Raw genomic sequence first — 12,228 nt, forward strand, 5'->3', positions numbered from 1 at the left:
GTTAAAGTCGATTCACCATGAACACCGCCGTCCCGTCCGCCGCTTCCTCTTCTTCAGCCAAGCGCCCCGGCGGGCGCAGCGCGCAGGTGCAGGCGCAGGTGCGCGCCGCGCTCGAGGAACTGGTCGCCGAACAGGGCCGAGAGCGCGTCACCGTGCCGGCCGTGGCCGAACGCGCGGGCGTCAGCGCCTCCAGCATCTACCGCCGCTGGGGCGATCTTTCCGGCCTGCTGGCCGAGACCGCCACCCACCGCCTCGACCCCGACCGCCCGCTGCCGGACACCGGCACGCTGCGCGCCGACCTCGCGGCCTGGGCACGCGAACTGATCGAGCACCTGGCCAAGCCGTGCAACACCTCGCTGCTGAAGGCCGCGGCCGCGCTGGCCAACGGCGACGAGGACACCGACTGCCTGCGCAACCGCCGCCGCGAGGCGCTGGCCCTGGTCGAACAGGCCCGTGCGCGCGGCGAGGCCACGCCGACGGCCGAACAGGTGATCGATCACCTGATCGCGCCGATCGTGTTCCGGCTGGTGTTCGGGGGGGAGCCGGTGCGCGTGGAGCTGGGGGAGCGGCTGGTGGGGGAGTTGTTTGCGATCGCCGCTGTCAGTCGCTGATCAGTCCACCATTTCGGCCGCCAACGCCTCGGCCTGCCGCAGCACGAGCTCCACTGCTGCATCCTGCTGATCCGGCGGGTACTTGTATTTGCGCAAGATCCGTTTCACGAGCAACCGAAGCTTGGCTCTCACGCTCTCACGCTTCTCCCAATCCACCGAGAGGTTCTGCCGCAGGCTTTCGGTCAGCTCATGCGCAATCTTTTTCAGCGTTTCATCGCTCAACTCACGCACCGCCGACTCGTTGTCGATCAGCGCTGAATAGAAGCGAACCTCATCTTCCGTGAGACCGAGCTTCTCTCCCTGCTGGGCAGCCTCGCGAAACTTCTTGGCCATATCGACCAGTTCTTCCATCACTTGCGCCGTCTCGATGGAGCGATTCTGGTAGCGCCTGATCACATTGCCGAGCAATTCCGAAAACTTCCGGTCCAACACCACATTCCCGGCAAATCGGCTCTTGATTTCGCCCTCCAACAGGCGCTCCAGCAATTCGACTGCAAGGTTGCGCTCCGGCAGGCTGCGAACCTGCGCCAGAAAGGCTTCGTCCAGCAATCCGATGTTGGGTTTCTCAAGGCCGACCGCATCGAAGATGTCGACCACGCTGTCGGACACCACCGCCGAACCGATGATCTGGCGAATGGCCAACTCGCGCTGTTCGTCGGTACGCTTCTTGGCGGTGATTTCCTTCTTCGTCAGGATCACTTTCACGCCTTGCAAGAAGGCGACCTCCTCGCGCACTGCCTTGGCCTCGTCGAGCGTGCAGCACAACGTGAACGCCTTGCTCATGGCGAGCGCCGCATCGGCAAAGCGCTTCTTGCCCTCCTTGATGCCGAGCACATGGTTCGCCGCACCCGCGAGCACCTTGTGCCCACCGGTCAAGAACCCGCTGTAGTCGAAGCCGTGCAGCATGCCGCGCAGCACGTCGATCTTCTCGGCCAGCAGGCTGTAGGCCTCGTACGCGTCCACTGTGGGCCGGCCCCGCCCATTGCTTGCGGTGTACTCCTTCATCGCGGCCTTCAACTCGTTGCCGATCCCGATGTAATCGACCACCAGTCCTCCCTGCTTGTTGCTGAACACGCGGTTGACACGCGCAATGGCCTGCATCAGGTTGTGGCCCTTCATCGGCTTGTCGACGTAGAGCGTGTGCACGCAGGGCGCATCGAAGCCGGTCAACCACATGTCACGCACGATCACCAGGCGCAGCGGATCCGCCGGGTCCTTGAATCGCTTCTCGAGCCGCTTCTTCACCTGCGGGCTGTAGATGTGCGGACGCAGCAGCGCCTTGTCGCTGGCCGATCCGGTCATCACGATCTTGATCGCACCCTTTTCAGGATCGGCGTCGTGCCAGTCGGGGCGAAGCTTCACGATGTCGTCGTACAGGTGCACGCAGATGTCGCGGCTCATGGCCACTACCATCGCTTTGCCGTTCTGTGCCTTGTTCCGCTCTTCGAAGTGCGCCACCAGATCTGCAGCAACACTCGCCACACGAGGCTCGGCACCCACCACCTTCTCGAGCGCAGTCCATTTGCTCTTGAGGCGAGACTGGTCGCTTTCTTCTTCGTCTTCGGCCAGTTGGTCGACTTCGTCGTCGAGCAGCGCCAACTCGGATTCCTTCAGCCGCAGCCTGGCGAGGCGCGACTCGTAGTAGATCGCCACGGTCGCACCGTCTTCGCGGGCCTGCTGCATGTCGTAGACATGGATGTAGTCGCCGAACACGGCACGCGTATCGCGGTCTTCACCGCTCACCGGCGTACCGGTGAAAGCGACGAACGTCGCATTGGGCAGCGCGTCGCGCAAGTGCTGTGCGTAGCCGACCTGGTAACGTTCCACCGTGCCGGCGCCATAGGCGGGCGGCGTGAAGGCCGCGTGGTGTGGCGTCGGCACACCGTCGCCCGTTGCAATGGCCTTGATTTCGGGCTGCGCGGCCATCGCCTTTCGCACCTTGAGCTTGGCCTCGAACCCGTACTGCGTGCGATGCGCCTCATCGGCAATCACCACGATGTTGTGGCGGTCCGAAAGCACTGGAAAGCTGTCCTCGTCCTCTCCCGGCATGAACTTCTGGATGGTCGCGAACACGATGCCGCCCGAAGGGCGATTCGCCAGCAATGCGCGCAGTTGCTGCCGAGTGGCGGCCTGCACCGGCTGCTCGCGCAAGAGATCCTGCGCCAAGCTGAACACACCGAAGAGCTGCCCGTCCAGGTCGTTTCGATCGGTAATGACGACGATGGTCGGGTTCTCCATCGCTGGCTCCTGCATCACGCGCGCGGCGAAGCAGGTCATGGTGATGCTCTTGCCGCTGCCTTGCGTGTGCCACACCACGCCACCCTTGCCCTGAATGCCTTTTGCGGCACCGGGCCGCGAAGCCGCTACCACCTGGCCGATGGCCGCGCGCACCGCATGAAACTGGTGATAGCCCGCGATCTTCTTGATCAGATCGCCGTCGTCTTCGAACAGCACGAAGTAGCGCAGGTAGTCCAGCAGATAAGCCGGCGCCAGCACGCCGCGCACCAGGGTCTGCAGCTCGTTGAATTCACCCAGCGGATCGAGCGTGATGCCGTCGATGGTGCGCCACGCCATGAAGCGCTCGCCATTGCTCGAAAGTGAGCCCACCAGCGCCTCGGTGCCGTCGGAAATGACCAGCAACTCGTTGTACTGGAAGACATCCGGAATCTGCTCCTTGTATGTCTGGACCTGGTCGTAGGCCTTCCATACATCGGCGTTCTGGTCGGCCGGGTTCTTGATTTCAAGCAGCACCAGCGGCAGGCCGTTGACGAACAGCACAATGTCGGGACGGCGCGTGTGACGCGGTCCACGAATCGAAAACTGGTTGACCACCAGCCATTCATTGCGCCCGATGTTTCCCCAGTCGATCAGTTGCACGAAGTCGCCGCGCGTTTCCCCGTCTTTCTGGTACTCCACTGGCACGCCTGCCACCAGCAGCTTGTGGAACTGGCGATTGGCCGACAGCAAAACTGGCGTGCCCAGCTCCAGCACCTGCTTGAGCGCATCGTCTCGCGCAGTTGGCGGCACGCCGGCGTTGAGCCGATCGATGGCTTCGCGCAACCGACCTGCAAGTACCACCTGTCGATAGTTGGCTCGTTCCGGTGCGGTGCTGTCGGGCGCGATGTCAGGGCCGTAGCGATGCGTGTAGCCCACATCGACCAGCCAGTCGAGCGTTTCCTGTTCCAGCTGATCTTCAGTCATTCTTTCAACCCGTCAGGAGCGCGATGTACGGCTGATAGCTGAAGCTGCGGTTCGTCTTCTGGCCGGTCAACTCCGTCACGATGCCCAGATCTTCGAGCGTCTTCACGGCCGCGGTGGCCGTCGGGAAAGTCGTGTCGAGCTTCTGGCGCACCCGCTCGATGGTGAAGCGCGGCATCAGGGGCAAGAGTTCGAACAGACGGTAGCTCGCCGGCCCGGCCTTGGGGGCTTCGAGCAATCGGCGGCGGTCCGCCGCCACCAGGGTTGCGATGGCAATGATCCCGCGTTCGGCATCGGTAGCCGCCGAGGCCACGCCTTCCAGGAAGAAGCTCACCCAGCCCTCCCAGTCGCCATCCGTGCGCACGCTCGACAGGCGGCGGTAGTACTCCGCCTGGTGCTGCTTCAGGTAGCCGCTGAGATACATCAGCGGCTCGGGCAGCAAAGCCCAATGCTCGATCAGCGCAGCAATCAGCAGGCGCCCGATGCGACCGTTTCCATCCAGAAATGGGTGGACAGTTTCGAACTGTGCATGCACCAGCGCGATCTTCACCAGCGGTGGCAGCGTGGACGATGCCTCGCTGTGAATAAAGCGCTCCATGTCGGCCAGCAATTCGTCCACGTGGTCCGTCGGCGGCGGCACGAACACAGCATTGCCTGGGCGCGTGCCACCGATCCAGTTCTGCGAGCGGCGCAGGGCGCCCGGCTGCTTGCCCGCACCGCGCGCACCATCTAGCAGTAGTGCATGGGCATCGCACAGCAGGCGAATGCTGATGGGCAGGCCAGCGGGATCGCGCAGGTTGTCTTGCACCAGCCAGAAGGCGCGGAGGTAGTTAGCGACCTCCTCCACGTCGTCCGTATTGCGGACCGCAAAGCCGGCCTCCTCATCGAACAAGTCCGTCAGCGTGGCCTGTGTGCCCCCGATCTGGGAGGTGAGGAGCGCCTCCTTGCGAATGGCGCTGTAGAGGAGCCAGTCCACCGAGGGCACCAGCCCCGACACGCCCGACAGCCGGGCCAGTGCCAGCTCGGCGACGCGGTTGAGTTCGGCGAACGACTCTGGCGCCAGCACCGGGTCACGAGGCGGCAGCGGGTACGACACAAAGGCCTGAACGGCTTCGCCCGAAGTGCTGGAGGTGACGGAGGAGCCCGAACTGCGCATTGGATGAAAGCGTTCTTGAATGGCCGGCCGGGGAATTAAAGCAATCTTTGATGAATCGGTCAGCTATTAAAGCGCCCGGCGGGCCAAAGATGACGAATGCCAGGACAGAGGGCCCTACCCCAACGCGCCCGACGCCACAGCTTTCTGGCGCTTCAGTTCGTCCAGCGTCTTTCCGGTGGGGTCTTTCCATTCGAGCCAGCCATTGGAGCTGCGGCCAAGCACGACGTCCGAAGCGCCGCTGGGAGAACGGAACAGCACGTCGCGCTGAAACAGGTAGGCGCCGTTTTCAAGCGTCAGGTCTCCTGCAGCGATCAGACGCTGACGATTCTTTCCCGCAGACATGGGAGTCATGCTCGGCACAGACTCAGCGCGGCCTCGTGACCCCTTCAAAACAACCATCCCCTCTTCGGTGTACTGCCCCGTCGCATCGGCACCTGCACCTTTGCAGCGGAAAAGGACATGCGCTTCAGGCTTCGACCGTTCAGGCAAAGGAGCCACAGCCTCTTGCGGCGCTTCGCGACGGACGGCAAGCGGTTCAAAAATCGATTGCCCCAAGGTCGCAGACAACGTGCGGATGGTGTCGAAGATTTCCTGGCAGTCCGCTTCCAGCCAGGGTGGCGTGTGCGGCTTGGACCCGGCGTTTCCGTTCTCGACTGAATAGCGCTGGGCCACATTGGCTTGCAGGATGCTGCGCCACTCCAAGTACATTGCATGCGTCTGTGTGAAGCTGTGCGTCAGCGATACCGCGACCAGCGCACGATTCCAGAACTCGCGCTTTGGGTCCAGGTCGTGTTCGTTGAGGCGCTTGCCCACCGTGCCGGTCTGTCCTGCGTACACGGACAGTTGATCTTTCTCTTCGTCATCGCCGATCAGGTAGTAAACGCCGACCTGCCGTGATTCGGGCATGAGGAGGAATTCAGACAGGAGTGGTCGGGGCACTTCGATCATTTGCACGATGCTCGTCGTCAGAGCTGCGACGCGGATGCCTCGCGGATCACCTGCAGGCAGAAATATCTGGATAGTGCGAGGGCGCTGCTGGCTCATGGGCAAGGAATATGAAGCTTGACGAGAGATCGACTTTTTCTGAGCTCAGGCAGCGATTGCTTCATCGACATGACACCGAAATTCTGGCAAACGCAGTCGACCGGAGATCAAACGTGGAAGCAGGACCTCACGTAGAGCGGTGAGCGTTCGGGCTTGCTCCGCCTTCTGATAGATCGCTTGTCGCAATGTCGTTACCACGCTGTCAAACGCTGCCACCACTTCAGGCGCTGCTTTTGGTACAAGCAGTCGATACACATTGCCTCGATTCAATCCAGGCACAGCGCCGTCTGTATTCATGCCTTGCAATCCCAATGTCTGTAAGAGATAGAAGCAGTAAGTCAATGGCGTTGCCGACCGAACATAAAAAACTGTGTCAATAGGGAAAAACGGCCTGTCCTCCCAGTAGAGACTGCCAACGGTTCCCTTGCGCCCAACAATGATCGATGGGCCATCGACAAGTCGCTCATGGTGAAAGCCTGTAATTCCACCCGACCCGTACACAGGCACATCGCCGGGCAGACGATCATTGGCTTTGAGGGCCTTGCCGTAAAGCAACTCCATCATCGACTCGAGTCGGCAGCGCGACCAACCGCGAGGCACCAATCCGGATTCGTCCATTTCATCCGGAAACAGCGCTGCCATAGCCTCATCCATACCCTCGGGAGCACACCCCTTCATCTTGGCGCGCACAGGGTCAAAATCGATAAACCACGACTTGAATAGCGCTTGGGCAATGGCTTCGAGCGTCGCGCTGGTTTCACGCAGGAGGGCGATGCGGTCGTCAAGGATGCCGAGCAACGCCGCAATAGCCTTTTGTTCTCGCAGCGGCGGGAGAGGGAACCTGAATGACTCGATACGCCTAGGTGCCGTATGGAGGATTTTTGTGCCCGTCGCCGAACTCACCAAGTGCCGGTTGAAGTCCTTGTACAAGAACAACCAATACAAGAAATCTCGCGAAACGCCAGAGTGCTGTAGAACCACCTTGCCAAGGCGCTGGTTGTGCAGATAGATGCGCCCGTCACTCGGAATTCGCCCTGGGATACCCAGAATTTCGCCACCTGCGGTTTGGCACGTCATGACCAACAAAATGTCCCCGGGTTCCAGACGGTACTCTTGCGGAAAGTCATTGGCGTACGTCTTGATCTGTGTCGATCCAAACCGAAAACCACCGCTGTAGTCAAAGTTACCGACAGCCACCACGATTGGACGATCAAAACTGCCGTCATCCGATACGAAAAATTCGCTCTTGAAGGGCCAACCATGTTTTATCGTGACCAAATCCGAGAGCTGCACGAGTTCCCATTCAGAACTCATACCCCAGCCCCCTTAGCCTCGTACGGATCAGCCCATCTAGTTCAGCCCCCTTCTCCATTTGCTCGCTCAACGTCTCCGTGAGCTTCCGTAGCTTGTCGGCAAAGGCTTCATCGTCGCTTTCAATCTCTTCGGCGCCGACATAGCGACCCGGAGCAAGAACGTGGCCGTGTTCCGCAATTTCTTCGAGCCCGACACTACGGCAGAAGCCCGCAACGTCTTCATAGGAAGGCAGAGAAGGATCACCGCGCCACGCAGCGACGGTGTTCGCGATGCGATCGATCACCTCATCGGTCAGTTCGCACTGCACACGACCGATCATGGTGGCGAGCTTGCGCGCGTCGATGAACAGCACTTCACCCTTGCGCGCCCGCGCCTTCTTCTTTGTCAGAAACCAAAGGCATGCCGGAATCTGCGTGTTGAAGAAGAGTTGCCCAGGCAACGCGACCATCACTTCAACCACATCCGCCTCGACCATCGCAGCGCGAATCTGCCCTTCATTGTTCTGGCTGCTACTCATGCTCCCATTGGCGAGCACGATGCCGGCGCGACCGCTGTCTGGCTTCATGTGATGCAGCATGTGCTGCAGCCAAGCATAGTTGGCATTGCCCTGTGGCGGATCGCCATACAACCAGCGCGCATCCCCTTCCAGGCTGCCATGCCACCAATCGCTGATGTTGAACGGCGGATTGGCCAGCACGAAATCGGCACGCAGGTCTTTGTGCTGATCGCGCACAAAGCTGTCGGCGGGCTCCTTGCCCAGATCGAAGTCGAGCCCACGAATGGCGAGGTTCATCGCCGCCAGACGCCATGTGGTCGGATTGGCCTCCTGCCCATAGATGGACACGTCGCCACGCTTGCCGCCATGTGCCTCGATGAATTCCTCGCTCTGCACGAACATGCCGCCTGACCCGCAGCACGGGTCATACACCTTGCCGTGATGCGGCGCGAGCACAGCCACCAGCGTCTTGACGATGCTGCGCGGCGTATAGAACTGCCCGCCCCGCTTGCCTTCTGCATTGGCAAACATGCCGAGGAAATATTCGTACACCTGCCCCAGCACATCGCGGGCCACCGCAGCGTCTTGCCCGAAACCGATGGTCGAAACCAGGTCGATCAACTCGCCCAGCTTGCCGTCCGGCAGCTGAGCACGGGCATAGCGCTTGTCGAGAATGTTCTTGAGGCTGGGGTTCTCCGCCTCGATGAGCGTAAGCGCGTCATCGATGCGCTTGCCGATGTTCGCCTGCTTGGCTGCCGCGCGAATGGTTTCCCAACGGGCCGCTTCGGGCACCCAGAAGACGTTGGCGGCGCGGTAGTAGTCGCGGTCTTCCAACTCGGCGGCCACGTCGTCGGGTGAGGCGTCAGGCAGGTGATATTCATCGGCCGGGTCGGCAAAGCGCTTGATCAGCTCAGCGTTGCGCGCCGCGAACGTGTCGGAGATGTATTTGACGAAGATAAGGCCGAGCACAAGATGCTTGTATTCAGCGGCGTCCATGTTGGCGCGCAGCTTGTCGGCTGTGGCCCAAAGGGTTTTCTTGAAGGATTCGATCATCTGGCTGCCAGGCTCTCCGGGGGCGCCCCGCGCCCTTCCGGGAAGGCAGAAGCGTAGCGCAAGAGGACCGGGCCCCCCCTGCCCCGCCTCACTTCTCCTTCGCCAACCCCAGCTTCTCGATCAACACCTTCTCCCGCGCCACCGTGTCCTGCGCAAACTTCGTGTACTGCGCCGAGCTCATGTAGTCGGGCAGCATGTCGTAGCGCCCGAGCGCGGCGACGTAGCTCGGCTCCTCCATCGCCTGCTTGAAGGCGTCGTGCAGCTTCTTCACCACCTCGGGCGGCGTGCCCTTGGGGGCGCCGATGCCGAAGGGCGAGTTCTGCACGATGTCGTAGCCCAGCTCCTTGAGCGTGGGCGCGTCGGGGAACTTGGCCAGGCGCTTCTCGCCCCAGGTGTTGAGCACGCGCAGCTTGCCGGCCTCGACCTGCGGCGCGAAGCCGGTGCTGTCGGCCGCGGCCATGAGCTGGCCGCTGACCACGGCGAGCATCAGGTCGGCGCTGCCCTTGTAGGGCACGTGCTGCAGCTCGATGCCGGCCTTCTGCGCGACCAGCTCGGTGGTCAGGTGCGGGCTGGTCAGGGTGCCGGTGGAGCCGTAGGTCAGCTTGCCGGGATTGGCCTTGGCATAGGCGACGAAGTCGGCCCAGGTCTTGAACGGGCTGTTTGCGGGCACGACGATGCCGAAGGCATAGCCGGTCACGTTGATGACGTAGTTGATGTCCTTGAGCGGATCCCAGTTGATCTTGGTGGTGTAGCCGAGGCGGAACACGCCGAGCGGGATCTGGGCGATGGTGTAGCCGTCGGCCTGCGAGGTCTGCAGCGCCTGCGCGGGCAGGGTGCCGCCGGCGCCGGGCTTGTTGTCGACGATCACGGGCTGGCCGAGGATGCGGCTCGCGTTGTCGGCGAGCTGGCGCATGGTGATGTCGGTGGGGCCGCCCGCGGGGAAGGCGATCACCAGCTTGACCGGCTTGGCCGGAAAGGCCTGCTGCGCGAAGGCGGCCAGGGGCGCGGCGAAACCGCAGGCGGCGAGCGCGGCGGTGCGGAGGAAGGTGTGGCGGCGGAGCATGGCGGCTGGGGTCCCGGCTGGATTTGAAAGAGCGCGATTGGGCCCCGCCGATCGGCACTAGACAACCGGGGCAGCCCTGATTTCCTCAAGGCCGCAAGGACATTCAGGCCTGCTCGAAGCCCTCGAGCACGTTCACCGCGTTGACGCCCACCTCGGCCACCGCATAGCCGCCCTCGAACACGAACACCGTCGGCAGGCCCGCGCGCGCGAGGTCCTCGCCCATGCGCAGGTAGTCGTCGCTGCGCAGCCTGAAGCCCGAGATCGGATCGCCCTCGAAGGTGTCGACGCCGAGCGAGACCACGAGCGCGCCGGCCTTCACCTCGGCGATGCGGTCGAGCGCGCCTTTCAGTGCCGCACGCCAGCCCGCGAAGTCGGTGCCGCGCGGCAGCGGCAGGTTGTGGTTGAAGCCCAGTCCCGCGCCGGCACCGCGCTCGTCGGCATGGCCGAGGTAGTAGGGATAGTCGGTGACGGGATCGGCATGCAGGCTCACGAAATGCACGTCGTCGCGCGCGTAGAAGATGGCCTGGGTGCCGTTGCCGTGGTGGTAGTCGACGTCGAGCACGGCCACGCGTTCGATGCCCGCGTCGCGCAGCGCCTGCGCGGCCACGGCGGCGTTGTTGAGGAAGCAGTAGCCGCCGAAGAAGTCGGCGCCCGCATGGTGGCCCGGCGGCCGGGTCAGCGCGAAGGCGGCGCGCTCGCCGCCGACGACGCGCTGCGCGGCGGTGAAGGCGCTGGCCGCGCCATGCCGCGCGGCGGTCCAGCTGCCGGCCGTCAGCGGCGTGCCGGCATCGAAGCCGAACAGGCCCAGGCGCGCGGGGAAGCTCGCGGGCAGCACATCGGTGCGCATGCCGCGCGTGGGCCAGTACGAGGGCAGCGCGTCGCGTTCGGCATTGGCGGGATCGAGCGCCACCCATTCGTCCCAGGCGCCGGCGATGAAGTCGAGGTAGCGCGGCGCATGCACCTTGGCGAGCAGCGCGTCCGGTAACGAGTCGGGTGCGAGCAGCGGGCCGAGCGCGCGGCGCTCGATCTCGGCCTTCACGTGGTCGGCCCGTGCCGGCACCTCGAAGCACGGCACGAGCTCGCCGCGGAACATCTCGACTTTGCCTTGGTGGAGTGCGTGCCGGTCGTTGTAGATGGTGAGCATGGAACGGGGTCGGCGGCGGGCGCCGTGGCTGGACAGCCGCCCATCATGCCGCACGCCGCAGCACGGCCCGGCGCCGGCCCGCGGCCGTGAGCCCGAACAGGTCCTTCGGATCGTCGAGCTCGGGCACCAGCGCGATCTGCCGGCCCACGCCGCGCTCGATGGCGAGCTGATGGATGTAGCGCAGCGCGGTGTAGTCCTCGAGCGCGAAGCCGACCGAATCGAACACCGTGACCTGGTCCGGCCGCTCGCGGCCCGGCACCTCGCCGAGCAGCACCTTCCAGAGCTCGTGCACCGGGAAGTCGGCCGCCAGCTGCTGGATTTCGCCCTCGACGCGGGTCTGCGGCTCGTACTCCACGAACACGCGCGCGCCGCGCAGCACGCCGGGGTCGAGCTCGGTCTTGCCGGGCGAATCGCCGCCCACCGCGTTGATGTGCATGCCGGGCTCGATCATCCCGGGCTCGAGCACCGTCGCATGGCCCTGGTAGGCGGTGACGGTGGTCACGATGTCGGCGCCGCGCACCGCCTCGGCCACCGAATGCGCGCGCACGATCTCCATCGGCGAACAGGCCGAGAGATGGCGCACCAGCTTGTCGGTGGCATGCGGGTCGATGTCGAACACGCGCACCTCCTCGATGCCCAGCAGCGCATGGAAGGCCAGTGCCTGGAACTCGCTCTGCGAGCCGTTGCCGATCAGCGCGAGGCTGCGCGAGCCGGGCCGCGCGAGCGCGCGCGCCGCCATGGCGGAGGTGGCGGCGGTGCGCAGCGCGGTGGTGAGGGTGAGTTCGGACAGCAGCACCGGGTAGCCGGTGTCGACCTCGGCGAGCACGCCGAAGGCCATGACGGTGGGCAGCCCCACCGCGGTGTTGTGCGGATGGCCGTTGACGTACTTGAAGGCATAGGCGCCGTCGTCGGCCACCGGCATCAGCTCGATCACGCCGAGGTGCGAATGGCTGGCCACGCGGGCCTTCTTGTCGAACTCGCGCCAGCGCAGGAAGTCGTCGCGCAGCGCATCGGCCAGGGCACCCAGGAACTGCGGCACGCCGGTGTCGTCGACCAGGCGCACAAGGCTGTGGACATCGATGAAGCGGGTCATGGCAGGACTCCTTGCGAGCCCCGGCCGGCGCCGCACCCGATCCGTTCCACCATGGC

The 12,228-nt window shown here is 63.8% G+C and carries 9 protein-coding genes; 1 reads left to right on the plus strand and 8 read right to left on the minus strand.

Translation table 11 applies throughout. From position 1 onward, the window contains the following. The first annotated feature begins 17 nt into the window (after positions 1-17). On the plus strand, positions 18-611 hold the full coding sequence (locus BM109_RS23895) for a TetR/AcrR family transcriptional regulator (RefSeq protein WP_093348117.1): 594 nt from the start codon (positions 18-20) through the stop codon (positions 609-611). Here BM109_RS23895 and BM109_RS23900 read toward each other — a convergent pair whose 3' ends face one another. The 8 genes from BM109_RS23900 to BM109_RS23935 all read right to left on the minus strand — a co-directional run bounded on the left by BM109_RS23900 (position 612) and on the right by BM109_RS23935 (position 12,172). Beyond that, positions 612-3,812, minus strand: a complete 3,201-nt coding sequence (locus BM109_RS23900) for a type I restriction endonuclease subunit R (protein WP_093348119.1) — start codon at positions 3,810-3,812, stop codon at positions 612-614. A 4-nt stretch (positions 3,813-3,816) separates the two neighbouring features. Then, entirely contained in the window at positions 3,817-4,965 is a 1,149-nt protein-coding gene (locus tag BM109_RS23905; RefSeq protein ID WP_093348121.1) for a Fic family protein, read from the minus strand. Positions 4,966-5,079: 114 nt separating this feature from the next. Continuing rightward, positions 5,080-6,009 carry a GIY-YIG nuclease family protein gene (locus BM109_RS23910; RefSeq protein ID WP_093348123.1) on the minus strand — a complete coding sequence of 310 codons (930 nt, stop codon included), beginning with the start codon at positions 6,007-6,009 and terminating at the stop codon, positions 5,080-5,082. 45 nt (positions 6,010-6,054) lie between these two features. Next, on the minus strand, positions 6,055-7,323 hold the full coding sequence (locus BM109_RS23915; RefSeq protein WP_093348125.1) for a restriction endonuclease subunit S: 1,269 nt from the start codon (positions 7,321-7,323) through the stop codon (positions 6,055-6,057). Next, positions 7,313-8,872, minus strand: coding sequence for a class I SAM-dependent DNA methyltransferase (locus BM109_RS23920; RefSeq protein WP_093348128.1), 1,560 nt, complete (start codon positions 8,870-8,872; stop codon positions 7,313-7,315). The genes BM109_RS23915 and BM109_RS23920 overlap by 11 nt, the downstream gene beginning before the upstream one ends. An 88-nt stretch (positions 8,873-8,960) precedes the next feature. Beyond that, complete coding sequence (locus tag BM109_RS23925; protein WP_093348130.1) at positions 8,961-9,935, minus strand: tripartite tricarboxylate transporter substrate binding protein; 975 nt, start codon at positions 9,933-9,935, stop codon at positions 8,961-8,963. Between the two features lie 103 nt (positions 9,936-10,038). After that, a complete protein-coding gene (locus BM109_RS23930; RefSeq protein ID WP_093348133.1) occupies positions 10,039-11,079 on the minus strand; it encodes a histone deacetylase family protein in 1,041 nt (346 codons plus the stop codon). Between the two features lie 43 nt (positions 11,080-11,122). Next, the gene (locus tag BM109_RS23935; protein ID WP_093348135.1) at positions 11,123-12,172 is read right to left on the minus strand and encodes an ornithine cyclodeaminase; all 1,050 of its coding nucleotides are present in this window, start codon (positions 12,170-12,172) and stop codon (positions 11,123-11,125) included. Between the last annotated feature and the right edge of the window lie 56 nt (positions 12,173-12,228).

The sequence above is a fragment of the Variovorax sp. PDC80 genome, assembly GCF_900115375.1.
In the GTDB taxonomy this organism is placed as follows: Bacteria; Pseudomonadota; Gammaproteobacteria; order Burkholderiales; family Burkholderiaceae_C; genus Variovorax.

Excerpts from the sequence above, each read along its gene's own strand:
- BM109_RS23895 (WP_093348117.1), top strand. The coding sequence starts at position 18 with ATGAACACCGCCGTCCCGTCCGCCGCTTCCTCTTCTTCAGCCAAGCGC.
- BM109_RS23900 (WP_093348119.1), bottom strand. The coding sequence starts at position 3,812 with ATGACTGAAGATCAGCTGGAACAGGAAACGCTCGACTGGCTGGTCGAT.
- BM109_RS23905 (WP_093348121.1), bottom strand. The coding sequence starts at position 4,965 with ATGCGCAGTTCGGGCTCCTCCGTCACCTCCAGCACTTCGGGCGAAGCC.
- BM109_RS23910 (WP_093348123.1), bottom strand. The coding sequence starts at position 6,009 with ATGAGCCAGCAGCGCCCTCGCACTATCCAGATATTTCTGCCTGCAGGT.
- BM109_RS23915 (WP_093348125.1), bottom strand. The coding sequence starts at position 7,323 with ATGAGTTCTGAATGGGAACTCGTGCAGCTCTCGGATTTGGTCACGATA.
- BM109_RS23920 (WP_093348128.1), bottom strand. The coding sequence starts at position 8,872 with ATGATCGAATCCTTCAAGAAAACCCTTTGGGCCACAGCCGACAAGCTG.
- BM109_RS23925 (WP_093348130.1), bottom strand. The coding sequence starts at position 9,935 with ATGCTCCGCCGCCACACCTTCCTCCGCACCGCCGCGCTCGCCGCCTGC.
- BM109_RS23930 (WP_093348133.1), bottom strand. The coding sequence starts at position 11,079 with ATGCTCACCATCTACAACGACCGGCACGCACTCCACCAAGGCAAAGTC.
- BM109_RS23935 (WP_093348135.1), bottom strand. The coding sequence starts at position 12,172 with ATGACCCGCTTCATCGATGTCCACAGCCTTGTGCGCCTGGTCGACGAC.